The sequence below is a fragment of the Mixta sp. BE291 genome (genome assembly GCF_031457955.1).
Lineage (GTDB): Bacteria > Pseudomonadota > Gammaproteobacteria > Enterobacterales > Enterobacteriaceae > Mixta.
Genome location: NZ_JAVDXN010000011.1, coordinates 1 through 24076, shown reverse-complemented (window position 1 = coordinate 24076; position 24076 = coordinate 1). Strand labels below are relative to the sequence as shown.

The following is a 24076-nucleotide window of genomic DNA, read 5'->3' as shown; positions in this document are numbered from 1 at the left end:
GCGACTACTGGGCTACCTGTACCAACGTCCGCTCCTGGCACAGGGCTGCTGTTGCAGCCCTGACAACCTTAGACTTCAATCGATTCAGATATCTCTAACGCATCATCGACTTCGATGCCCAGATAACGGACTGTGCTTTCCAGTTTCTTATGGCCCAACAGAATTTGTATCACCCGGAGATTCTTGGTTTTCTTGTATATCAAGTAAGGTTTTGTTCTTCTCATGGAATGTGTGCTGTAAAGCGAAGCTTCGAGACCAAGCTTTTCTACCCACCCATGAAAAATTCGGCTGTATTGTCGGGTTGATATGTGCCGGTTAGTTCCGATCCGAGACCGAAACAAGAAGTCTTTACTGTGCAAATTGCCAAGCTTTATCAATGCAGCAACAGCTTCTCTTGTCCCTTTGGTTATCTCAAATTGCACAGGGCTACCGGTTTTCTGTTGCAGCACCGTAGCTCTGCTTGAAACCGAGCTACCATATGCAACATCAGATACTTTGAGGCTCACCAGATCGCAGCCTCGTAGCTTACTGTCTAAGGCCATATTAAACAGAGCTAAATCACGCGTTTTACCTTCCAGTTCAAGCCGGATTCAGATCCCCCAGATATGAGATATCTGAAGTGGTCTTTTTTGGCCTATGATACGGTCTTTATTCCACGGTGACGTGTTCATACTCAAATCTCCTGCAATGTAGGAGATTTGAGTATGGTTGTCCTTTATGAGCGATGAGCTGACCTAAAGATATAGCTTCAAACATGCGATGATGATTGATATCCAGCCAGATTTCAGAAGGACCGACAGACTGCCGGTCCTGCGGGGAGATTACTTCAGCTCCAGCATACTTATCACATGGGCAATATCCGCGATATCGCCTGCTGACAACGGCTGCAAAGGACGAGGCAGGCAATCCATGTCGGTTAGCCCAAGCACTCCAGCAGCTGTGGCAATAACACGAAGACTTCCACCATGTTTACGGAACAGCGCCCACAAAGGTTCAAGGCGGGCTGTCAGGGCAGTAACGCGTTGATGATCCTTTACCGCCGCGGCTTCAGTGATTTGTTTCGCCATCTCAGGGAACAGACCGCCACAGACGGAGTACCAGACTTCACAACCAGCGTTTAATCCCAGCCCCGCATAAGCGTCGCCACTGATACCGATTGTTACACCAGGGCGCAGATGTTGACGTAACTCATTCACCCGCTCAGTCGCTGCAGCGGGGCTATCCGGTACGCCAGGGATCTTGACCGAGCGAATCCCCTCAAGTGATGAGAGTCGACCGTGGAGTTCATCCGTAAAGGTAAAATGCGTAGTGCCCGGATTATCATAGATACACACCGGTACAGACACGTGCCGTGTAACGGTCTCAAAGAGTGAGAATACTTCTTCGTCACGGAGTGGCTGGTAGCTGACCGCCGGGAGTAACAGAGCATTCGCGCCTGCTGCCTGCGCGTCATCTGCCAGATGCAGGATAGCATCGGTACTGACCGCTCCCACACATACCATCATTGGGATATCCCCGGCATGCTGTTTTGCCAGCGTTGCTACGCGCTTGCGCTGCTCCCGGGTCAGATAGGCGTAGCTTCCGGTTGACCCCAGGATGCCCATAGAATCAACCCGAGCTTCTGTCAGGCGGGAAAGAATATGGCTGAAACCCTTTTCATCCACGCCGCCGGCGGTGACTGGGGTTAATGGAAACGCCGACAAACCGGTAAACATAAAAGTTTCTCCTGAATGATATTACTGCTGTTGTTCTTCGATGAGAGCAACCTCAAACCACAGACCGGGCATCATTTTTTCCAGGCCGTCGGTCAGCATCTTCCCGGCTTCGTGAAGTCTCTCCAGCGGCATCTGCGGCAGGCTTTCCAGAATAAACCACATTTGCTGAGCTTCCACACCTAAGCGGGTTCTGATCCCCTGTCGCCAGTTCCAGCGACGGCAGGTCACGCCGATATCATCACACCAGATGATCTCGCCTTGTGAAGGATATTCAACGGCCTTTTCCCCCTCTTTGACTGTATCAAAAGGCTCTGTTCCTTTTGCCACAGCCAGACATGGTGAACCCTGATAGGCAGCGATATTCTCTCCACCCACCGGAACGGCGTAGCGGAGACTAACGGCATTATAAAGATCAACGATGGGATCAAGTGCTGGCATCGTTCCGTCACGTAATACGCGCTTGCGTAACGCATCCGCTGAGCAAGGGGTTCGTTTAGGTTTAGCACCAAACTTTTGAAAAACCTCTGCCCATGCGGTCAGATGCGCTTCCGCCCACTCAGGCTCACTGGCCAGAACCGCTTCACAGGCTTCTCGCAGCGCTGTTTCTCCGATATCGGGGTTAAGCACTGGTGCTGCTTTTACGTAGACACTGAGTGCCCTAAAACCAGGCGCAATGCGATAAATTTCAGGGGCAATTGACGGAGAGACTGTTAACACGTGATAATCCTGTAATGACCAATTTATCCCATGATAATGACCGATGACCAAGAAAGTCAATTTAATGACCGATGCAGATTCTATCGTCAGCACCGTAAATGAAGCCGTATCTCAGCGGATTAAGCTGTATCGTAAGCAAAAGAAAATATCGCTCGATGAACTCTCCCGCCGGGCGGGCGTCAGCAAGGGCGCGCTGGTTGAGATTGAGGGATGCCGGGCAAATCCCAGTATAGCCCTGTTATGCCGCCTGGCTGCCGCGATGGGGGTTTCGGTAGCCGATTTTGTGGATGTCAGTTCCAAACCGACCGTGCATCTCATTGCTGAAGATGAGATCCCAGAATTGTGGGCTGGTGAAAAAGGAGGGAGAGCAAGGTTGCTCGCTGGTTCGGGCGGCCCTGATATGACCGAGCTCTGGATGTGGGAAATGCAACCGGGGGAAAAGTTTGCTTCGCCCGGCCACACGGAAGGGACGCTTGAGCTGTTTTATGTTCAGACAGGCACGCTCACGCTGGGTGTGAAGGACCACCTGTATCAGGTAAAAACCGGCTGTTCAGCAACAGCCAGAACGGACGTTCCTCATTTCTATGAAAACCAGGAGGAGGGACCATTGGTGTTCATCATGACAGTACATGAGAAAACATCCTGATTGTCGCCCGGCAAGCAATAGGGCTTGTTTTATCACAGGTAAGTTTGCATGGAGTGGTTCAGTGGATAATCAACATCTGAGTTTTGCCAAAAGCCAGTTTACTGTCACAACCGATCCCGCTTTTTTTCAACTGGAAGCCATTCACGATTACCTCTCGCAATCGTCCTGGGCTCCTGGCATTGATGCCGAAACGGTCAGAATATCAATCCAGAACAGCCTTTGTTTTGCGCTTCTGGATGGAACAAGACAAATCGGCTTCGCCCGCCTTGTCACAGACTATGCCACTTTTGGTTATTTGTGTGACGTCTACGTATTAAACGATTATCAGAAAAGTGGTCTCGGCCGCTGGCTGATCGAATGCTGTCACGCCCATCCGTTGATGTCACGCCTGCGACGGATAATGTTGGTCACTGACAGCGCGCCCTGGCTATACCAAAAACTGGGTTATAACCCATTGAACCGGAAAGATTTTGTCTGGCAGATCAATCGGCCAGACATTTATCGTAATGCCGGACAAAAATAAGAATACTTTTCAGAGAGTAATGATAAATGTTAATCCGTAGGGCCAGTTCCTCTGATGCAGAAGAGCTGGCTATTTTAGCCGAGCGAACCTTCAGAAAGACTTTCCAGGATGGTAATACTCAGGAGGATATGGATCTTCACTGCCATGCAAGCTATTCAACTAATATCCAGTTGAAAGAAATCCTCAGACAAGACTGGATTACATTAGTCTGCGAATACGAGAGCAAACTGATTGGGTACGCTCAACTAAGGTGGGAAGAGTTTCCTCCCTGTGTCAATAGCATCCATGCCGGAGAAATTCTGTGCCTGTATGTCGATGAGCCCTACCATGGTAAAGGATTTGCACAGGCACTGATGCAAAAGTGCTTTGCTGAATTTGAGGCAAAGGGATCGGATCCTGTCTGGTTAGGTGTCTGGGAACATAACCCAAGGGCCATCTCTTTTTACCGTAAGTTTGGGTTTACCGAGGTGGGTGAGCATATCTTTCAGGTTGGGTCAGACCCGCAGAGAGATATCATTATGAAACGCTCAACTTACGCTAGCTGAACACACATTTTGACGTCCGCTTTTGGCACGAAGCGGACCAGGCAACTGAGCTGAAGGTCCGCTGTGAGCGAAAAGCGGACCTCAAAGCAGTAAGACAAAAACACGATCTTCAGGTAATAAATAAATCTGACTTAAAAACATAATTACCGACCCGAAGGCCGGTAATTGTTAACACTGATAACCTTTTACCACGCGTAGGCTTCAGGTGCCTCTCCGCCTGGCCCCGGCCAGATGGTATCCAGCCTTTTGAGCGTATCGTCTGAAAGAGACAGCGTCAGGGCATTGAGATTCTGACGGAGCTGTTCAACTGTACGCGGACCACTGAGCACGGCGCTAACCACCGGATTCTGCAGTAGCCAGGCCAGCGCGACGTCTGATGGTGTTTCCCCCAGCTCATCACACAGTGTTTCCCAGGCCTCCAGTTGTGGCCGCAGGCGGTTGATTTGTGCCTGCAACTGCGGTGATGCCCGGCGGCCACCGGCAATTTTCTTCAGAACACCGCCCAGCATCCCCATCCCGACCGGGCTCCAGGGGATCAGGCCAATGCCGTAATGACGCAGCGCCGGAATGACTTCCAGCTCAATCGTGCGCTGGGTCAGATTGTACAGGCTCTGTTCCGATGCCAGCCCCAGCAGGTTGCGCGCGTCGGCCTTGCACTGTGCAGTGGCAATATCCCAGCCAGCAAAGTTACTGCTGCCAACGTAGCTGATTTTACCCTCACGGATCAGCTGTTCCATGGCCTGCCAGATCTCCTCCCAGGGCGTGTTCCGGTCGATATGGTGCATCTGATAGAGATCGATATGGTCCGTTTTCAGCCTTTTCAGGCTGGCCTCACAGGCCCGGCGGATATGGTAGGCAGACAGGTATTTGTCGTTCGGCCCCGTGTCCATCGGCTGGTAAACTTTCGTGGCCAGCACTATCCGGTCACGCTGACCACTACGCGCCAGCCAGTTACCGATGATTTCTTCGGATGTTCCGTAACCCTTTGCCATATCCGGCGACTGCGGCCCGCCATAGACGTCAGCGGTATCGAAAAAGTTGATACCTGCATCCACGGCTTCATCCATGATCCTGAAGCTGGCCGACTCATCCGTCAGCTCACCGAAATTCATGGTACCGAGACCGATGCGGCTCACCCGCAGACCGGTACGCCCCAGATGTTTGTAGTTCATGTCAAATGCTCCTTAACTGAACGTGTTATTGCAGATTCTTACGGAAAAAGTCTGTCAGCTTGCCAAAAGGGATGACGTCGGTACGGTCATACAGATCGACATGCCCTGCGCCCGGTACGATGTACAGTTCTTTAGGCTGACCGGCGCGTTTGAAAGCGTCCTCGCTGAACTCTTTTGAGTGTGCCTGATCGCCGGTAATAAACAGCATCGGGCGCGGAGAGATGGTTTCAATATCGTTGAACGGATAGAAGTTCATAAACTTGCCAATACTGCTCAGCATCGGTTTCGTCGTCAGTTCTTCTTTCTGACCCTGTGGGGTGTAGCCGCCGCGTTCGGTGCGGTAGAAATCAAAGAACTCGCGCTGAATATCAGGCGTTGAAGCGTCCAGTGTATTCACGGTACCGGGAATGTAGGCCGTCTCGCCTCCCTGAAACTCTGCTAAACGCTGCTCTGTGGCTGACCGGATAAAGGCCTTTCGTTGTTCCGGCGTCTGGGAATGGTTGAGGCCGTTGCGAAATGCAGCCCCCATGTCATACATGCTGACGGTGGCAATGGCTTTCATACGCGGGTCAATCTTGGCAGCACTGATAACAAAACTTCCGCTGCCGCAGATACCTAATACACCGATGCTATCCGGATCGACAAACGGCTGTGTGCTTAGATAATCAACCGCCGCGCTGAAATCATCTGTGTAGATTTCCGGTGAAATCAGGTGCCCCGGTTTGCCCTCGCTTTCTCCCCAGAAAGAGAGATCGATAGCCAGCGTGACAAACCCCTGCTCCGCCAGCTTCTGCGCATAGAGATTCGAACTCTGTTCCTTAACGGCTCCCATCGGGTGACCAACGACGATCGCCGGGTGTCGGGTATTCTGGTTCATCTTTTTCGGGATAAACAGGTTGCCGACCACGGCCATCTGATACTGGTTTTTAAAGGTGACTTTTTGCTGCGTCACCTTATCGCTTTTATAAAAATTATCGGCCCCACGGGACATATCCGCCGCAGAGGAAGCAAATGCACTGATCAACAGCCCCAGCGCTAACGTAAATTTTTTCATGATGGTCTCCTTATCATTAAGCCAGGGTGGCGTTATCAATGACAAACCGGTAATGCACATCGCCCCTGAGCATGCGCTCATAGGCATCGTTAATCTGGTCGGCGCGGATAAGCTCAATGTCGGCGACAATGCCGTGTTGGGCGCAGAAATCGAGCATCTCCTGCGTTTCAGGAATGCCGCCAATCATCGACCCGGCAATCGATCTGCGCTTCATGATGAGGCTGAACACTTCTGGCGAGCCATGCGGCGTGGCCGGCGCACCCACCAGGGTCATCGTGCCATCGCGTTTCAGCAGCGCAGTGAACACGTCGAGGTTATGCGGCGCAGCAACGGTGTTGAGGATAAAATCGAAGCTCTTTGCATGGGCTTCCATTTCGCTGGCATGACGGGAGACCACCACCTCATTTGCACCAAGCGCTCTGGCGGCGTCACGTTTGGACTCAGACGTGGTAAAGGCCACGACATGCGCGCCCATGGCGTGCGCAAGTTTGATCCCCATATGCCCCAGTCCACCGATACCGACCACTCCGATCTTTTTGCCGGGCCCCGCCTGCCAGTGACGCAGCGGTGAGTACGTTGTGATCCCCGCGCACAGCAGCGGAGCCACGGCGGCCAGTTGTGCTTCCGGGTGAGTGACGCGCAGGACATAGCGCTCATGCACCACAATCTGCTGCGAATATCCGCCCAGCGTGTGGCCCGGCGCATCCGGCGTCGGGAAATTGTATGTCCCTGTCATATGGTCGCAGTAGTTCTCCAGTCCGTCGTCACAGTCACTGCAGTGCCGGCAGCTGTCGACAATGCAGCCGACCCCCACCAGGTCCCCTGCACAAAAACCGGAGACGTGATCGCCAACGGCCACTACGCGGCCGACAATTTCATGTCCCGGTACGCAGGGATAGAGCGTTCCGGCCCATTCGGCGCGTACCTGATGGATATCCGAATGGCAGACTCCGCAGTACGCGATATCAATCTGCACATCATGGTGGCCGGGGGCGCGACGGGTGATATCCATCGATTCCAGCGGCAGTGTGCCCGCATGGGCACCGTAAGCCTTAACTGTCATGGCATTCTTCCTGGGTTTATGAATGGTCTGCGGCAGAAGTGTCTGCGCGCGAGGTCAGAAAAATCAGTACGGTTGCGATAATCAGCATTGCGGCGCTGGCCAGGAAGGTACTCTGGTAGCCGTGATGGTCGAAAAGCAGGCCGCCTACCGTCGAACCGAGGGCTATGGACAGCTGCACCATCGCCACCATCAGCCCGCCGCCCGCTTCGGCGTTCTGCGGGAAGGTACGCGGAACCCATGCCCACCATCCCACCGGGGCGGCAGTGGAAATCAGCCCCCACAGCCCAAGCAGCGCCGTCACGATGGCTACCTGACTGCCGAAGGCAATCAGTGCCAGCGCGGTGATGGCCATCAGTACCGGAATGGCCATCAGGGTCGGGTAGAAACCGCGTTTCAGTACCCGGCCAATCAGGGTGGTGCCGATGAAACCCGCGCCACCGATAACCAGCAGGATCAGGGTCACCGTTGCGGCATCCACTCGTGTCACCGTCTCAAGGAAAGGCCTGATGTAGGTAAAGAGCGTGAATTGCCCCATAAAGAAGATCCCCACACCCAGCATGCCCAGTGTGACCACCCGGCGACGAAACAGTGAGAAAACGTTGCGGGAAGCCGCCAACTGACGGGTGACCGGCATGGAAGGCAGACTGAGTAATTGCCAGACAAACGCGATGATGGCGACCGGCACCAGGCAGAAGAAGGCTCCCCGCCAGCCAACCACCGATCCGAGCCAGCTGCCCAGGGGGGCAGCCACGACGGTAGCCAGAGCATTGCCACTGTTGAAAATAGCCAGCGCCAGTGGAACACGATGCACCGGGACCAGACGCATTGCCGTCGCGGCCGACATCGACCAGAACCCGCCGACCACAATGCCAATCAGGGCCCTGCCCGCCATATAGGTCAGGTAATTGGGTGCCATCGCAATAACAGCACCGGAAATTGCCATAATGCAGGTCAGGCCGAGCAGCAGCGTTTTCCGGTTAAGCGTGCCTGCCAGCACGGAAATAAACAGGCTGGTTACCACTGCAAATGCCCCGGAAATGGCGATGCCCTGTCCGGCCATGCCTTCGGTGACACGAAGGGTCTGCGCCATCGGTGTCAGCAGGCTGACCGGCATGAATTCGGAGGCGATCAGGGCGAAGACGCACAGCGTCATGGCAAAGACACCACCCCAGTGCGCAGGCTGTTTCCCGCTTCCGGTGTTTTTTTTTCTGTTTTCGTCTGTCTTATTACTCATTCAGGGATTTCTTTTCAGTAGATACATGAAGTCTGTGCCCCGGAGCCTTCAGCGCTGCAGGAAGAGCTGAAACGGCATACGGGAACGGGATTAAGAGGGATAATCGCGGTACGGAAAGTGCTGCGGGTCAGTTGGCGACTCTGATCTGCACCGCAAGAGGTCCGTGGCGCTGCAGGACCGGCAGTCCGGCATCCACTTTCCCTAACGGGATCAGTGAACGGGCGTAAGCCCTGCCCCGGGCAAAAATCGCCAGGTTGCCCCAGGGCGCGTAGTAAGTGATATCTCCGGCTTCCGGCGTCATGCCGTCCGGTGCCTGCACCGTGGAAAGCCTGCGCGGCAGGTCGCTTATACGCTCAATATCGTCATAGTCTTCCAGCGTCAGGCTGAGGGGAAGCAAAGACGCAAAGTCCCGGCCTGTTGGCGTATCAAAGAGGGTGGCGGTGGCGGTTTCTCCCTCCACAATGACCTCAATTTTCATAAGCGTCTCCTGCGCCACTCCCCGGTCGTTGTCACCTGCCATAGCGGACTGCGTGACGAAAAGCAGGCCGGCAAGGAGCAGCAGTGATGTTCTGCGGTAAGCGTTTTGCATAAGGGTTAGCGTTGACTTTTTCATCGCATTATTGTTACCAATATGCAGCGGGTTAACTAGCTAATGAATACTTAATGCCCTTATAAGTAAAATTTATAAATGGACTGAAAACGAGCATGGCCAGACGCAATCTCAACGACTTACTCTCTTTCGTCACCGTGGCGCGTGAGGGCAGCTTTACGCGCGCTGCCGCCCAGCTCGGCGTGACCCAGCCCGCACTGAGCCAGGCGATTTCCGGGCTTGAAGAACGGATGCAAATCCGCCTGCTGACAAGGACCACGCGCAGTGTGTCAGTGACGGCTGCCGGGGAGCGACTGCTGCAGTCTGTGGGCCATCGTATTGATGAGATTGAAGCCGAGCTGGACATGCTGACGGCACTGCGTGATAAACCTGCGGGGACCGTCCGTATTACATGTGGACCTAATGTTCTGAAGACCACGCTGCTGCCAAAGCTGACACCACTGTTACGCGAATATCCTGATATTCACATTGAGTTTGATGCCAACCACGGGTTCCGGGATATCGTTGCGGATCGTTTTGATGCCGGCGTGCGGCTCGGAGACACTATCGACAAAGATATGATAGCCGTACCCATTGGCCCGAAACTGCGCATGGCGGCTGTAGCTTCTCCTGAGTATTTTGCCCGGTGTGCAGCCCCTCAGACGCCACGCGATCTGATGCAACACTGCTGTATTAATGAACGCATGGTTCAATCGGGGAAAATTTACGCCTGGGAGTTTGAGCAGGAAAACGGTAAATTTCACGTTCGGGTTGAAGGGCAACTGACGTTTAACACATCGGAACATGTCGTTGACGCAGCTCTTGCCGGACTGGGCATTGCCTTTTTACCTGAAGAGGAGTTCGGCACACATCTGCAGGAAGGAAAACTGATCCGCGTGCTTGAAGAATGGTGCCGTCCTTTTCCCGGCTACTATCTTTATTATCCCAGCCGTAAACAGCCTTCCCCAGCGTTTTCACTCGTTGTGGATGCGTTGCGTATTAACCGGAAAATTTAACGCTGAATTATCGGGCCAATATTTCATGAACGGACGTGAACGTCCGCTTCTGGCACCAGGCGGACATATTCACGGTGTTACAGGTCGCCTATGAGCGAAAAGCAGAATTCAGACATCAAGATGGATGCGGGGACTTACAGCAAAGATAACATGGCTGCGTAACCGGGTTTGCCCGGTAGCGGTTTTTCTGCCGGAATTAGCGAAGACAGGCGCCAGGTTCATACAAAACAGCACGGCCTCTGGCCGCGCTGTTTATACCTTATGCGGATATTATTTCAGGTGGTTCTGCAGCGCTGCGCCCGCCTGCTCCAGCGCGGTTCTGACGGTGGGCTCCTGACTTAACGGGTTCAGCAGCCCGTAGTCATGGATCATGCCGTTGTAGCGTGTCACGGTCACAGGCACGCCGGCGGCATCGAGCTTGCGACCGAACGCTTCACCTTCGTCACGCAGAACATCCAGTTCCGCTGTCTGGATTAAGGTTTGCGGGAAACCTTTCAGCTGTTCCGTGGTGGCCCGCAGTGGCGAGGCAAGAATATTATTACGGTCTGACGCGTTAGTGGTGTAGTTATCCCAGAACCATTTCATCATGTTTTTCGTCAGGAAATAGCCGTTTTCATACTGGTTATAGGATGTGCTGTCAAAATTCGCATCCGTTACCGGCCACAGCATCACGTTATAACGAATCTTCGGTCCGTTAAACTGTTTAGCCTGCAGCGCCACGGAGGCCACCATATTCCCCCCGACGCTGTTACCGACCAGGCCCAGACGGCTGCCATCGACGCCAATTTCCTGACCGTGTTCAGCCACCCATTTGGTTGCTTCATACGCCTGGTTAATCGCGACAGGGAAGTGGGCCTCCGGTGACGGCGTGTAGTCAACATATACCGCCGCAGCGCCGGATGAACGAACCAGGTCCCGGATCAAACGTTCATGGGTCGGGAAATCTCCCAGCACCCAGCCGCCACCATGGAAGAACATGAATACAGGAAGGGTGCCGGTCGCGTTGTCCGGTTTCACGATTTTCAGTTTAATGGATTGCCCGTTTACCGTGATGATTTTTTCTGCAACCTGCGCAGATGGCAGCGTAACGCCCTTCTGTGCCCCGATCAGCACCTGACGGGCCTCCTGCGGGGTCATCTGTTCCATAGGCTTGCCGTCACCGGAGTTCAGCACGTTGAGAAATGCCTGCACGCCGGCTGTGGGAGCAGGAAGATTAACTGGTTTTTCGGAAGCCACAGCGGTGGCGGATGCGAAAAGAGCAGAAGTCAGGACAGCTGATACGGTTTTCATGATTAAGCCTCGTTAGATATGTGTTGATTGTATGATTCGGTTGAGTGCCGGTTGTTGCTGGCACTTGCCTTGTGTGAGTAATACTTGCACGCAATATTCTTTCGGTCAAACCTTATTTAAATAACTTTTTCTGAACATCCTGGTCTTCAGTTAATTAAGTGTTTAAAAACAGTCAATTAGAAGATACTGCATTTTGTTATCCTGATTTACCTGCTGATCCGCTCTGCCGCCAGCTACCTCTCTTCACAGCCAATGTTCTGCTAACTGCCCTGCGGCTGGCCGGTCTTAGGGCTGACTCAGTCAATACGGTTCTGCGCAGTTTCGTTGAAATCCGGACGTTCCTTGCTATCTCTCCTCAAGACATGTGACGTATTAACCGACACAGACCCGGGGCAGGTAATCCCTTGTCTGCCTGGCTGACGTCTGAGCGAGTGGTCTCTCGTTTACGTTGAATACAAAAGTAAATGATCACTTATATAAATATAATGATTTTTTATGTGCTTTTTTCAGGAGTTATGTGAATGACGCCGCTGGCGTTCATGAGAAGAGGTCAGTAAGCATGAGATAATCACGGTATTCAAAGACATGCCCTGCCCTCGCTGCTGAACAGAAAACAAACCGGTTGCCCGGAAAATGCCTCAGGGGGAATGCAAATAAGGCAAAATTCAGGACACCTGACCCGGCTTTTATGACCGGGCCTTAGTAAAATTATGCGCATCGCCTTGTTACCGTCATTTAACTTTTGCGAATTTAACTTGCATGCAATATTCTTTATAGAAAATATTATTTAAACAATTCTGGTGTGTTTGCATGGAGAAAATTAAATGCGAAAAAACAGCATCTTAGAGGAAAAGCTCTGCTTTTCTTTGTATTCGGTAACAAACGCGCTAATCCGCCATTATCGGCCCTTGCTGAAAGAGTTTGACCTGACCTACCCACAGTTTGTCGTGCTTATGGCCCTTTACGAGCAGGACAATATCCCGTTACGGGCGCTTGGCCAGAAGACATTATTTGACTCGGGAACGCTGACGCCGCTTGTACAAAAACTTGAGGCGAAGGGGTTTCTGAAAAGGATGGCTGTTGCCGGAGATGAAAGGATGAAAAATGTCGTTCTTACTGAAAAGGCGAATGAGATGAAAGAGGCTCTGCTGGATCTGCCTGGTAAGATGAGATGTACCATGCAGATGAATGATGAGGAGTTAAATCTGCTTCGGCAACTGTCGGCTAGTCTGCTTAAAGACTTGTAAGGCTTAGTGCCGGTGTGGCATGAACAGGAAGCACAGTCCGGCAATTCAGCGGTACACCAGAAGATTGCGGCAGCCGTCCATTTTTCCCAGAGGAAATTGCTCTGACGCAGAGCAAAAGCGATGGCCGGAGCAGTGTCAAAAATGTTATGAGCGGCGGGATGAAGGATGCATCCTGACTCCCCGTCATGAATGGGACGGAAATCCGGGATCCCCGGCCGGATTTAAGCCCGTTACGCGCAGAATGCATGCTCTTTTTGAGCATAATCTCCTCGTTTGAACCTAGTAAAAATTTCGCTTACTTAAAGATTCACATTTGGGGCAGTTACAACCCATCTGTACCGGGCGGCAAAAGATTTGCGCTGCCGCCCCAGGGCGATGCGTATTCGTTCCATGACCATCTATCCTCGGCAGGACGAGTCCCGTCCACGCCTGCAGTGTTAATCCCATAATATCTGAGCGCTGTAAAATAACGTTGCATTTATATAAATGATCACTTACTTTTATATTTGTCGCGACGCAAACGGGCAGCTTTTAGCTTCGGCGTCAACCAGGCAGACAAAGGATTACCCGCACCGTGTCTGCATCGTTCAATCCGCGGGATACCCGGAAAGGAAATATCATGGAACACCCGAATATGACTGAAGCTGCAGGAAACTGGATCAACGGTAACTGGAACAACGGAGGCACGATAAGACAGGCGATAAGCCCTTCAACAGGCCAGCCACTGGGAAACTACCTTGACATCGGCACTGACGAAGCACGTCAGGCGATCGAAGCCGCCCGTACTGCCTTTGACACGACAAGCTGGTCCAGAGAACGCTCCCTGCGCTCACGTGCCCTGTTTGAACTGGCCGACGAGGTCGCAAAACGGGTAGACGAGATAGCAATCCAGCTGGCACGCGAAGGGGGCAAGCTACTGGCGCAGACTCAGTGGGAGCTGGCATTAACGGTGGAGTGGCTGCGTTATGGCGCCGCCACGGCACTGCTGCAAACCGGCGGGCGCGCCCTTGAAGCCGCTCCGGAAATGCATTTCCATTCCGATCCCGAACCTCTTGGCGTTGTGGGAGTTATTTCGCCATGGAACTCACCAATCATACTGTCAGTGCGCGCTGTCGCTCCCGCCTTGGCTGCCGGATGTACTGTGGTGCTGAAACTGCCGCACCAGACCGCGCTTACCAATGCCCTGTTTTCCCGGGCAATCGCTGCAGTCAAATCGCTGCCACCGGGTGTACTGAATGTGATCACCGAAACCGGGAGTACAGGCGCTTCCATGCTGGTCGACTCCCCTCTGGTGAACATGATCAGCTATACCGGCAGCACTAAGGTAGGCCGCCTCATTGCCGCCAACGGTGCCAGAACGCTCAAACGTCTGAATCTGGAACTGGGCGGCAAAGCGCCGCTGATCGTATTTGATGATGCAAATCTGGATGTGGTGGTACCGCAGATCGTCATGGCACTGGTCGCGATGAATGGCCAGTTCTGCTGTACCGGTTCACGGGTACTGGCCCAGCGTGGCATCGCCGACCGGTTGCGCGCTGCACTGATCGAGGCTTATCAGAATGTCCGGCTCGGCGAAAGCGAAGACCCGCAGGCGCAGCTTGGCCCGCTGATCGACAAGGCCAGTGTTCAGCGCGTTGATGCCGTGGTCGCGGCAGCAGGATCGTATGCAAACATTCTGGTGCGCGGCGGCCCCGTGAATGAAGGCCCTCTGGCCTCAGGCGCGTTCTACCGCCCCACCCTGATCGAAGTACAGGACCTGAGCACTGATGTCATCCAGTCTGAAGTCTTCGGGCCGGTCCAGACTTTCGAGATTTTTGATGACGAAGCTGATGCAATCATGCGTGCAAACGCTACCGAATTCGGTCTCGCCGCGTCGGTGTTCTCAGACGACACGGCGCGTGGCCGGAGAGTTGGCAAGTCTGTTCAAGCCGGTCATATCTGGCTAAACTGCTGGGGCGTTATGTCCGAGCACTTCGAACAGAGCGGCTTCAAGCAAAGTGGTATCGGCGTCCTCTGCGGGCCACGTGCGATTGAGCAGTTTCAGGAAATCAAGGTCTATGCGAGCGTTGAGGCTACGCCGGCGTCACTCTGACGTTTATCGCCTCGTATCGCCAGTTCGTCCACTGCGTGGCTGACCTGACCTGCAAACTGAGGACGACACCACTCCGGTGTCGTCCTTGTGTTACCTGAATGGAATAAAATGTGAAAATGAAAACTGATGCAGACAAGCCCCTGCGCGGGCGTCCCGTGAATGAGCATGCGCGTGAAGAACGCATGACCCAGATCCTCAACGGGGCCCGAACCTGCTTTATACAACGCGGGTTTCACGCCTCATCCATTTCCGAGATTGGTGCGGCTGCAGGGGTCAGCGTTGCGAACATTTACCAGTACTTTCCGAGCAAGGACGTCCTCATCACGGCGCTTATCGAACTCGACCTGCAGCGGCATCACAATCTGATAAGCCGTTTCTGGAGTACTGATTTCAGTCGCAAGGCGATTGAAGAGCTGCTGGCAGAGATTTTCCTCACACCCGAGGGACACGCGGTGGCAGTTTTACGTGCTGAAATCGCCAGTGAAGGTGCGCGTAACACGCATGTTGCCGAACTCCTTCGTGATTCAGAAGCTGGCCTGATTGACAGCGTCCACAGCAGGATACGCGCGGCCCAGAGCAGCGGCCAGATATCTGCTGGACTCGATCCGCATGCCGTGACAGAGCGCCTGTCCCTTGTTTTTGAGGGCCTCATGCGCCTGTACCTGTTCTCCCCGGACAATGGACAGAAACTCATCGAGCTGTATTACCGCCAGTTTGCCGATACGCTTCAACTGAAGTTTTGACTTCCTGCCCACGGTAGAAAATGAAGGTCGCGCCAGGCTAACCAGGGCTGAATTATCGGCTGGTACCGGAGCCTGGCATAACGATAATACATGCACGTTGCTGGCACAGAATGACAGCCCCGCCTGTCCGTTAAACCAACTTTCACACCTTTTTAAGATGCCCCTGTATGCCAATTAAATGTAGGTTAACCTCCCGTAATGAACGAAAAACCTCCTGTGACAAGTGAATCGGAAGTACTGGCCGAAGAACTGCGCGAGATAGTGAGCGCGTTTATTCGAAATGTACGCATATCAACCGGCACAATTCGCACATCCCAGTATGAAACTCTGGATCTGCTCGATACGCACCATGCGCTGTCTATCGCTGAACTTGCCAGCCTGCGGGGTGTAAAACATCAAAGCATGCGTCTGGTAATCAATGAACTTGAGCTTCAGGGTCTGGTGCAGCGGCAAAAAAATCCGCAGGATGCGCGGGCACAACTGATTGTACTAAGTGAAAATGCACGTGCCCTGCTGGCCGACGCACGTGCAAAGCGAGTTGAGTGGATTGCAGCACGGTTAGATGCCCGGCTCAGTGAAGCCGAACGCGGGGATCTGCAGAAAGGTCTGGCTGCACTGCACAAACTCCTTTAGTTCTGCTTTAGCTGACTCAACACCTGTGCCAGTGTATTTAGTCCCCAGTGCTCTACGTATTTTCCTTCAGCAATCCGGACCATATCTATCACTGAAATGATGACAGCTTTACCGGTTGGAGCGACCCCCATCAGTTCACCTGTATGCCTGCCCGTTATCGTTTTACGCGTGGTGACCCAGTCTCGTTCGGCAATCTGATCTTCTATATTGACCTGTAAATCTGTAAGCGCGGGGCGAAGGATTTGGTCAAAGGTACGCCACAGACTTTCACGATCGCCGGCAGTGCCTTCCGGGGCGGATCGATTGATAAAACGGTCAGCCACTAATGCGTCAAATGCCTCGCGGCTGCCTTCGGCAATAACGTACTGATTGAAGCGTTGCACGACAATTTTATTTTGCTCAGACATGAAAACCCTCACATATACAGTTTAACTGTATATATTAAAGCAGATCCTGGCCCCCTTTGAATAGCGATGTTGTGCGGTTAGATGTTCAGGACTTACCTGAGTTTTTCTCAGTTTGTTTCTGGCATAAAGCGGGCCTGCCTTGAGGATTATGCCCGCGTTGAAGAAAAGGCGGAGAATCGGTTGTCCTGGCAGGAATACCCGCTACGCGCCCACACGTCCCTCCGGTCTGGACTGATGGGGTCAGAACGCAAGTGGCTGGGGCAGTTTCAGTGGATATGATTACTGTGGATTTGATCCCTTACCAGCAGGCAGGTATCGGCAACAAGGTGGAGTTGTGGGGTAAAAAGGTCCTGATTAATGAGGATGCGTACGCTGCCGGTACCGTTGGTAATGAGCTGACGTGTGCGCTTGCTCCGCGGGTACCGGTCGGGTTTATTTGGTTTTCAGCGCGGTAAGCGTACCGTGCACATTCCTGCTGCATTTCCACGCAAGCGCTGCGAGTACGGCACCAATAATCATCATCGCACTCAGCGCAAGCTTCTCGTTTACCGGCAGAGCCATCGCCAGTAAACCGGCAGAGGAGCCGCCCGCCATCTGAATAAATCCCGCCAGGGCCGAAGCCACGCCAGCCTGCTGTTTATAAGGTTCCAGGGCATAGCTGGTTGCCGGACCGACCGTAAATGCCAGACCGGCAACCGATATAGCCACCGGGAACATATACAACGCCCAATTGGTTTGCATCTCTGCCGGGAAGATGGCCATGCCTGCCAGCATCGTCAAAGCACCACAGGCCATTGCCAGACTGCCAAAAGCCAGACAGATGGACCGGCCCAGCTTGCGGATTATTTTATTTACCAGCATGCTGGCAAGCATGATCCAGAAACCATTAGCGCCAAAGGCCATGGAAAACTGCAGGGCAGAGAGTTTGCCTTCGGTCATCAGCACCTGCGGAGCCAGTGATACGTAGGTCAGCACCATGCCCATTGCACCCGCATTAGCAAACGTAAAAGCAAGGAATCGGGGTTCACGCAGGATTCGGGCGTACTGGACAAGCGGAAGACCTTTGACTGCCAGCGTTCCGGCTGGGCGTGTTTCAGGCAGGAAACGCAGGATCATCAGGCCAATGACCAGCACATAACTGGCAAGAAACCAGAAGGGGGCACGCCAGCCAAACGCACCGGCCAGGAAACCACCCAGCATCGGTGCTAGTGCCGGAACAATATTCAGGGCACCGTTAAGGAAACCGTAGGCTCGTGCCGCTTCCTCGCCCTCAAGACGATCCCTGACTCCGCTGAACGCCACCACGGAGGTACAGCAAACCGCGCAACCCTGAACAATACGCGCGGTAAGGAACTGCGGCCAGCCGGTTGCAGTGGCAGCAAGAATACTACCCACCAGATATAGCAGGATCCCGGCTATGGCTACAGGTTTACGGCCAAAATTATCAACCAATGGCCCAGCAACAATCTGACCTAAACCCATTACCAGCAAAAACAGGGGAATGGTTGTCTGGATCGTGGTCACGGGCGTGTTTAGTCCCACCGCAATATCTGGCAGGGTAGGCAGGTAGAGGTCAATGCCCAGCGGGCTCAGAAGCACCAGGCTAAGTAAAAGAAGTGTGAATTTTTGCATCGTGCGTGACAGCATCCATATAAAAACAAGCCGGACAGGTTAGCGCAACCGCAGAAAAAGAAAAGGGTAAGTCAGCACGTCGATCATCGCCTTTGCAGACAGCGAACTGCCGGGTTTCATCGTCGCCCTTATGGCTATGACATTTCCCGGAGCACCACCCTGTCCTTCATGAGTTCACGCCGGTCCGTTACCTTTTTCTTATTCATAAATACCTGTCAAAAGAGCCGACAGGCTATCGCATCCCGCCCTGTGGGCTGAATTTATCACAAAGTCCGGTGGCGACCTGTATCTACAGAGGTTTCAGCCGGGACAGATCAATTTTTTGCTCAGCGTGAAACAGGCCGTGACGTATTGCATCCGCAGATACCACTCAGCTGAACTTTCTGTTTTCGGTGTAAATTTGAAAACGGTATCTACCAGCGCTGATGAACCCATGGGGATATTTTTTGCTGGTAAATCTTCTGCAGGGCGGTCATCACTTCATCTGAAAGAGCATTGATATTACCTGCCTGCGCATTAGCCTCTGACTGAGCCTTGTTTTTGGCACCAGGGATCACGACAGAAACATTCTCATTCATGAGAATCCAGCGCAGGGCGAATGCGGCCATTGTGATATCACCAGGTAAAAGGCGTCGTATTTCCTCCACGGCATCGAGCGCAACGTCGAAAGGCACACCAGCAAAGGTTTCCCCCTTATCAAACTGCTCTCCATTACGATTAAAAGATCGATGGTCATCGGCTGAGAATACCGTGTCCGTTTTCATTTTGCCGGTCAGCAGGCCTGAAGCCAGCGGGACGCGAGCAATGATTCCTACCTCCCGACGCCTGGCCTCACGCAGCAGCAACTCAGCAGGACGCTGCCTGAAAATATTGTAAATCAGCTGAATGGATGAAACGTTCGGGTACTCAAGTGCCTTAAGCCCTTCTTCCACTTTTTCAACAGAAACCCCATAGCTGCGAATTTTTCCTGTCTTCATCATTTCATCCATAACGGCGAAAACTTCAGGCGTGTAATAAGTTTCGGTTGGCGGACAGTGCAGCTGAACCAGATCCAGCGTTTCTGTTTGCAAATTATCGCGGGAGCGATCGACAAACTCGTTGAGATTTTTTTCTGTGTAACCCGAGGCTACATGGGGGGAAAGACGGCGGCCGATTTTAGTCGCAACAAAAGGACGTTCGCCGCCCCGATCTTTTAATACCTCGGCAATGATTTTTTCAGAACGTCCGTCACCATAAACGTCAGCGGTATCAATAAAGGTCATACCCGCGTCCAGTGCCGCGTGCAAAGCGCCTTTCGCATCCTCCAGGCTGACTTCCCCCCACGTTCCACCGATAGCCCAGGCTCCGAAGCCAATTTCAGATACGCTTTTACCGGTTTTACCAAGAATTCTGTTCTTCATACGTTATCCCTTACTGGCTGAACTGCAATGAACGCGTCGGCTTTAACCACCTGCGTTTACGACTGTGATAACAGAGCTTAGCGTTTACCAGGGCTGAATTCTTATGCTAAAAGATGTGCCAGATTCATTGAAGCGATTAATGAGGTTCATCTTATAAATGGAACGTATTGATTTCGCCGATCTTCAGGCGTTCGTTACCGTTTTACGCTGCCGAAGTTTTAAACTTGCGGCCATCGAGCTGGGCCTGTCATCTTCAGCAGTAAGCCATGCTATCAGGCGACTTGAAACCCGGCTGGGAGCCAGACTGCTAAACAGAACCAGCCGTTCGGTATCGGCAACGGCGCTGGGCCAGGAGATAGCCGAAAAGCTTTCGAGCGGGTTTGATACGATTTCTTCTGCGCTGGATACTGTCAACGCGCCTGGCCGTGGACGCTTTGGTGTATTGCGTATTAACGTCTTTGCCGACGCTGCTGCGCAATTGATTTCGCCTTCCCTGAAAGAGTTTGCGACAAGGTGGCCTGATGTCCGGCTGACTGTTGTCGTAGAAGACCGGCCTGTCGATATCACCGCCGAAGGATTTGATGCAGGTATGCGGTATGGGCATCTGGTACCCGAAGACATGGTCGCCGTGGCTCTGACCGGCTCTCAGCGCTGGATAGTGGTAGGCTCACCTGATTATGTAAATCGTTATGGAACTCCGAACAGGCCAACTGAATTATCCGCGCATAACTGCTTACAGCTGTTACTTGGGAATAATGCCAGTTTTCGCTGGGAGTTTGATGCGCCTGAAGGAAATTTCACTATGCGTGTACCGGGTTCTATCACTCTGAAAGACACGGCGACAACAATTGCAGCGGCCAAAGCCGGGATTGGTCTGGCTTATGTGCTGGAATCTCGTGTTCAGACAGAGCTTACAGAGGGAACTCTTATCAATGTCATGCCCATGCATTCTGCTTATGGCGATCCTTTCCACATGTATTACAGCTCTCGTCGATACGTCCATCCCGCTCTGCGAGAGCTTATCAATATCATTCGCGCTGACAACGGGTTGCAGTCTTTACCGGATTTACCTCATCAAAAGCAGAATAGCCCGCAAAGTAATTTTAGATAACGTGCGTTGCGATAAAAAAATGATGTCAGTAACGTCTGTTATTGGTCCCGGATGGACATCTTCATCGCATGGAAGGCCGGATATAAGCGAGATGCGAATGATATCTGATGATTAGATACAACGCCACCTGCGTTAATCCGAACAATAACCTCTCTCCGAATCTGACCGGAACATCAAATTAATTATTTAAATGGTTTGTGGATGTTACATAATTTTTGGGGGAAGATGTGGTTTATTGGCATAAACATAAGAAAGATAATATTGTTATGCAGGTCTATTATTATTGCATGCCGTATATACAATCGCTATTAATCGGCAGTCCATTGCCATAATGGCCCATAGCATAAGTAGGCATGCATCCAAATGCTATGTTGTGAGCTATTTCCTATGGTTGTCTTGAAGGCATAAATTTATTTCTGACGGAAAAGCACCATTCCAGCATGATGAAGTTCGTCAGTACTGACAAAAATCCCATCAGCTGTAAAACCAGTATCGTCCTGATAATAGATCCTGTTTTCGCGAATGTCGTAGTCGCCCTGATAAGCACTGGATTGATTGCCCCGGGCTTCATCATAACGTCCCTCAGGTAAAAGTTCATGGCGAATGAATCCATCTTCAGTTATCCAGAGGCCTGTATAAATATGCTTTTCTGTCATGCTTTACCTGTTTTGTGTATGCGTTTTAGAGATAAATGATTATATTGGCGTGGATTTGCGACGCCTTTTGAACAATGCCAGTCACGGAAAGATTCCAGCGTATGTGTAAGCTCTATTTTTTATTAACAGGAGTTAACTCTGCTGTCATATAAACTCTGTTTTTAAAAGAAGCCCCAAGGATTTCATATGATTTTCCTTCTTTAGTTGCCAGTGTGGAAATTTTTTCCTCAGCGCCCTCGATGGTTGAATCGACTGCAGTGACGGTTTGGGCCATAGTGCTGAAAGATAATAAAGATAAAGTTGTTGCCGCAGTTAAATAATAGATTTTATTCATGATGGTTTACCTGTTGATAAAAGTTGAGGCATTATTTCAAAAAGGGAGTAATGTAAGTTTTCATTTGCTCCCTGCGCCATTCTGATTTCTGTGATTAATGCAATATAACTGTTGCTTGAGAATAATGTAATGAATTCACTATTTCTTGCAAATGATCATTTCATTCAGCAGGCGTCCTTCAAGAGGCATTGAATAAATAATAATTGCATATATTTACTTTATTCTGTTGTCATACGCTTCAATTTGCTGAGGCTGTCGGCCTGATGGTTATTTCAGTTGTGTCAACACTTTCAGCAGCCTCAATTACATGCCGTACGGCCCGGGCAATATCAGCGGGTTTCAGTGCAACAGATCGGTAGGCATCCATCACCGCCATGGTTTCCGCATGTGTAATGGTTGAGGCAAGCTCACTTTCCACAACGCCGGGGTTTACGCAGGTCACGCGGATTTTCGAACTTTCCTGCCGTAACCCGTCGGAAATAGCCCTTACTGCGAACTTGGAGGCACAATAGACGGCGGCTGTTGGCACAACAGAAAGGGCTCCGATAGAACCAAGATTGATTATCTGACCGCAACCCTGAGCTTCCATCACCGGAAGTACAGCGCCAATTCCCCACAGCACGCCCTTGATATTAACGTCAATTGTACGTTCCCATTCATCCTGCTTGCCAGCTGCAAGCGGTGAAAGTGGCATGATGCCCGCATTGTTAATCAGAACGTCAACACGGCCCCAGTAATCGAGCGCAGTTTGTACGAACTCAGCCATGGAAACTCGGTTTGTGACATCCAGTTCCCGCGCCTCAGCGATACCGCCGTGGTTGCTGATTTCTGCTGCAATGGCTTCGATACGCTCCAGTCTGCGAGCACCCAATAACACCTTCGCGCCTGCATTTCCAAGCTCTCTGGCAATACCTTCTCCGATACCGCTTGATGCGCCAGTAATTAATATAACTTTATCCATGATGTGCTCCTTCAGTTGAGTTCACACAGATGATAGAACTTTAGGTTTGGTTCCAGTATCCTGCTTCTACTGGACTCAGTAGTTAGCAGAATTAAACAATGAAAATTGATCTCAACCTTTTACCTGTTTTTATCGCCGTCGCTGAAGAGAGAAATTTCACCACAGCCGCAGCCCGGCTGGGAGTTACCCGCTCGGCAGTCAGTCAGGGAATAAGGCGGCTAGAGGATTTTTTCGGCACAATGCTTGTGATGCGGACGACGCGCTCAGTGAATTTGACGGAAGCGGGGGAACGACTGCGTCAATCACTGTCACCACCTTTATCCAGTATTGAAGCTGCGTTCGAAGATATTGCTTCTGACAACATGCCACGTGGACTACTCAGGATCGCAGTAACCTCCATAGCAGAAGAATTTCTTTCCGGTCCGCTAATTGCTTCGTTTGCTGCAGCCAATCCAGCCGTGATGATTGATATTGTTGTGACAGACGAGGAATTTGATATTGTGGCCGCAGGTTATGACGCCGGAGTAAGACTTGGGGAAGTAATCGAAAAAGACATGATTGCCGTTCCCCTGACCGGCCGTCAACGTGAAATGGTGGTTGCATCCCCATCCTATCTCGCAGCCAATAGCGCACCGGTTCATCCGCTTGATCTTGTACATCATCAGTGTATCGGCTGGCGTTCATCCCCGGATGTTGCGCCTTATCGCTGGCCATTTAAGGAGAACGGGAGAGCTTTCGACCTGGCGATTGAACCGCAGATTACTACTAATGATCTGCGTCTGATGTTGAGGCTGGCTCTTGCCGGTGGGGGGATAACAATTGCCACGCAGGAGACATTCAGGCCATATATTGAAACAGGTCAACTTATATCAGTGCTTGATGATTTTCTTCCACAATTTCCAGGCTTCTATCTGTACTTCCCTCAACGTCACAATATTGCGCCAAAACTCCGCGCCCTGATCGACCATGTCAGGCAGTGGCGGCAGCAGTTTAGTTAATCGTCATCGCTTGTCACTGTTTCATGTTACCCAGTCGGATAGTTTTTTTTGTTTCCAACGTCCGCTATTGGCACAAAGCGGACATTAGCATTAAAAATTCAGTGACTTCCTCCTGCTCCCCAGCGCTGCTGGGTCGTCAACCCTACTGCGCTAACCAGCAAGTTCGGTAATCTTCGCCGGACCGCGCAAGCTCGTTCCGGGTTTGCCAGCTGGGCTCTGATAGTGAAGACACGAGATGCTTACGCGCCCGAGCAATAATCGCTTCAGAACTAAAAGTGGGATCGTAAAGCAAGCATCG

General features: G+C 51.9%; 24 protein-coding genes and 2 pseudogenes. 11 read left to right on the top strand and 15 right to left on the bottom strand.

The window, feature by feature from the left end; genetic code table 11:
- Nucleotides 1-68 precede the first annotated feature (68 nt).
- The 3 genes and pseudogenes from J2X14_RS18880 to J2X14_RS18870 form a co-directional block, all read right to left on the bottom strand.
- Nucleotides 69-671 (bottom strand): annotated as a pseudogene (locus J2X14_RS18880) (site-specific integrase).
- Nucleotides 672-821: 150 nt separating this feature from the next.
- Entirely contained in the window at nt 822-1715 is an 894-nt protein-coding gene (locus tag J2X14_RS18875) for a dihydrodipicolinate synthase family protein (RefSeq protein WP_317519111.1), read from the bottom strand.
- A 21-nt stretch (nt 1716-1736) separates the two neighbouring features.
- Nucleotides 1737-2432 (bottom strand): B3/B4 domain-containing protein, encoded by a 696-nt coding sequence (locus J2X14_RS18870; RefSeq protein WP_230047214.1) that lies wholly within the window; start codon nt 2430-2432, stop codon nt 1737-1739.
- A 43-nt stretch (nt 2433-2475) separates the two neighbouring features.
- On the opposite strand from J2X14_RS18870, the gene J2X14_RS18865 reads away from it, so the two are divergent.
- The 3 genes from J2X14_RS18865 (at nt 2476) to J2X14_RS18855 (ending at nt 4146) form a co-directional block, all read left to right on the top strand.
- Nucleotides 2476-3078, top strand: coding sequence for a helix-turn-helix domain-containing protein (locus tag J2X14_RS18865; protein ID WP_048998203.1), 603 nt, complete (start codon nt 2476-2478; stop codon nt 3076-3078).
- 61 nt (nt 3079-3139) lie between these two features.
- Entirely contained in the window at nt 3140-3601 is a 462-nt protein-coding gene (locus tag J2X14_RS18860) for a GNAT family N-acetyltransferase (protein WP_116361278.1), read from the top strand.
- 26 nt (nt 3602-3627) lie between these two features.
- Nucleotides 3628-4146 carry a GNAT family N-acetyltransferase gene (locus J2X14_RS18855; protein WP_286596715.1) on the top strand — a complete coding sequence of 173 codons (519 nt, stop codon included), beginning with the start codon at nt 3628-3630 and terminating at the stop codon, nt 4144-4146.
- A 185-nt stretch (nt 4147-4331) separates the two neighbouring features.
- Here J2X14_RS18855 and J2X14_RS18850 read toward each other — a convergent pair whose 3' ends face one another.
- The 5 genes from J2X14_RS18850 to J2X14_RS18830 all read right to left on the bottom strand — a co-directional run bounded on the left by J2X14_RS18850 (nt 4332) and on the right by J2X14_RS18830 (nt 9147).
- Nucleotides 4332-5318: an aldo/keto reductase gene (locus J2X14_RS18850; RefSeq protein ID WP_171862872.1), complete on the bottom strand. Its 987-nt coding sequence runs from the start codon at nt 5316-5318 to the stop codon at nt 4332-4334.
- Nucleotides 5319-5343: 25 nt separating this feature from the next.
- Entirely contained in the window at nt 5344-6372 is a 1029-nt protein-coding gene (locus tag J2X14_RS18845) for an alpha/beta hydrolase (protein WP_101737586.1), read from the bottom strand.
- Between the two features lie 16 nt (nt 6373-6388).
- A complete protein-coding gene (locus J2X14_RS18840) occupies nt 6389-7435 on the bottom strand; it encodes an NAD(P)-dependent alcohol dehydrogenase (protein ID WP_352412694.1) in 1047 nt (348 codons plus the stop codon).
- Between the two features lie 16 nt (nt 7436-7451).
- Nucleotides 7452-8669, bottom strand: a complete 1218-nt coding sequence (locus J2X14_RS18835; RefSeq protein ID WP_352412693.1) for an MFS transporter — start codon at nt 8667-8669, stop codon at nt 7452-7454.
- 127 nt (nt 8670-8796) lie between these two features.
- Nucleotides 8797-9147 carry a cyclophilin-like fold protein gene (locus tag J2X14_RS18830; protein ID WP_352412692.1) on the bottom strand — a complete coding sequence of 117 codons (351 nt, stop codon included), beginning with the start codon at nt 9145-9147 and terminating at the stop codon, nt 8797-8799.
- A gap of 227 nt (nt 9148-9374) precedes the next feature.
- On the opposite strand from J2X14_RS18830, the gene J2X14_RS18825 reads away from it, so the two are divergent.
- Nucleotides 9375-10274, top strand: a complete 900-nt coding sequence (locus J2X14_RS18825) for a LysR family transcriptional regulator (protein WP_035897671.1) — start codon at nt 9375-9377, stop codon at nt 10272-10274.
- Between the two features lie 270 nt (nt 10275-10544).
- On the opposite strand, the gene J2X14_RS18820 is transcribed toward J2X14_RS18825, so the two are convergent.
- Complete coding sequence (locus tag J2X14_RS18820; RefSeq protein ID WP_308741539.1) at nt 10545-11564, bottom strand: alpha/beta hydrolase; 1020 nt, start codon at nt 11562-11564, stop codon at nt 10545-10547.
- 824 nt (nt 11565-12388) lie between these two features.
- On the opposite strand from J2X14_RS18820, the gene J2X14_RS18815 reads away from it, so the two are divergent.
- From J2X14_RS18815 to J2X14_RS18800, 4 genes are all read left to right on the top strand, one after another.
- Entirely contained in the window at nt 12389-12811 is a 423-nt protein-coding gene (locus J2X14_RS18815) for a MarR family winged helix-turn-helix transcriptional regulator (RefSeq protein ID WP_352412691.1), read from the top strand.
- Between the two features lie 619 nt (nt 12812-13430).
- On the top strand, nt 13431-14903 hold the full coding sequence (locus J2X14_RS18810) for an aldehyde dehydrogenase family protein (protein WP_308741537.1): 1473 nt from the start codon (nt 13431-13433) through the stop codon (nt 14901-14903).
- Between the two features lie 116 nt (nt 14904-15019).
- On the top strand, nt 15020-15646 hold the full coding sequence (locus J2X14_RS18805; protein WP_223263938.1) for a TetR/AcrR family transcriptional regulator: 627 nt from the start codon (nt 15020-15022) through the stop codon (nt 15644-15646).
- 198 nt (nt 15647-15844) lie between these two features.
- Entirely contained in the window at nt 15845-16279 is a 435-nt protein-coding gene (locus tag J2X14_RS18800) for a MarR family winged helix-turn-helix transcriptional regulator (protein WP_352412690.1), read from the top strand.
- Here J2X14_RS18800 and J2X14_RS18795 read toward each other — a convergent pair.
- Nucleotides 16276-16686: an ester cyclase gene (locus J2X14_RS18795; RefSeq protein ID WP_308741535.1), complete on the bottom strand. Its 411-nt coding sequence runs from the start codon at nt 16684-16686 to the stop codon at nt 16276-16278. The two genes, J2X14_RS18800 and J2X14_RS18795, sit on opposite strands and share 4 nt — an antisense overlap.
- A 191-nt stretch (nt 16687-16877) precedes the next feature.
- On the opposite strand from J2X14_RS18795, the pseudogene J2X14_RS18790 reads away from it, so the two are divergent.
- Nucleotides 16878-17141 (top strand): annotated as a pseudogene (locus J2X14_RS18790) (alanine racemase C-terminal domain-containing protein); the annotation flags it as partial.
- Here the strand turns inward: J2X14_RS18790 and J2X14_RS18785 are convergent.
- Nucleotides 17119-18318: a multidrug effflux MFS transporter gene (locus J2X14_RS18785; protein ID WP_352412772.1), complete on the bottom strand. Its 1200-nt coding sequence runs from the start codon at nt 18316-18318 to the stop codon at nt 17119-17121. The pseudogene J2X14_RS18790 and the gene J2X14_RS18785 overlap by 23 nt on opposite strands.
- A 413-nt stretch (nt 18319-18731) precedes the next feature.
- Entirely contained in the window at nt 18732-19718 is a 987-nt protein-coding gene (locus J2X14_RS18780) for an aldo/keto reductase (RefSeq protein ID WP_308741533.1), read from the bottom strand.
- Between the two features lie 157 nt (nt 19719-19875).
- On the opposite strand from J2X14_RS18780, the gene J2X14_RS18775 reads away from it, so the two are divergent.
- Nucleotides 19876-20829: a LysR family transcriptional regulator gene (locus J2X14_RS18775; protein WP_308741532.1), complete on the top strand. Its 954-nt coding sequence runs from the start codon at nt 19876-19878 to the stop codon at nt 20827-20829.
- 410 nt (nt 20830-21239) lie between these two features.
- Here the strand turns inward: J2X14_RS18775 and J2X14_RS18770 are convergent, their stop codons facing one another.
- The 3 genes from J2X14_RS18770 to J2X14_RS18760 form a co-directional block, all read right to left on the bottom strand.
- The gene (locus J2X14_RS18770; RefSeq protein WP_059341985.1) at nt 21240-21485 is read right to left on the bottom strand and encodes an Atu4866 domain-containing protein; all 246 of its coding nucleotides are present in this window, start codon (nt 21483-21485) and stop codon (nt 21240-21242) included.
- 112 nt (nt 21486-21597) lie between these two features.
- Complete coding sequence (locus J2X14_RS18765) at nt 21598-21819, bottom strand: hypothetical protein (protein ID WP_059341984.1); 222 nt, start codon at nt 21817-21819, stop codon at nt 21598-21600.
- Between the two features lie 238 nt (nt 21820-22057).
- Nucleotides 22058-22780 (bottom strand): SDR family oxidoreductase, encoded by a 723-nt coding sequence (locus J2X14_RS18760; protein WP_059341983.1) that lies wholly within the window; start codon nt 22778-22780, stop codon nt 22058-22060.
- 98 nt (nt 22781-22878) lie between these two features.
- Here J2X14_RS18760 and J2X14_RS18755 point away from each other — a divergent pair, with 98 nt between their 5' ends.
- Nucleotides 22879-23778, top strand: coding sequence for a LysR family transcriptional regulator (locus J2X14_RS18755; RefSeq protein ID WP_059341982.1), 900 nt, complete (start codon nt 22879-22881; stop codon nt 23776-23778).
- The last annotated feature ends 298 nt before the right edge of the window (nt 23779-24076 follow it).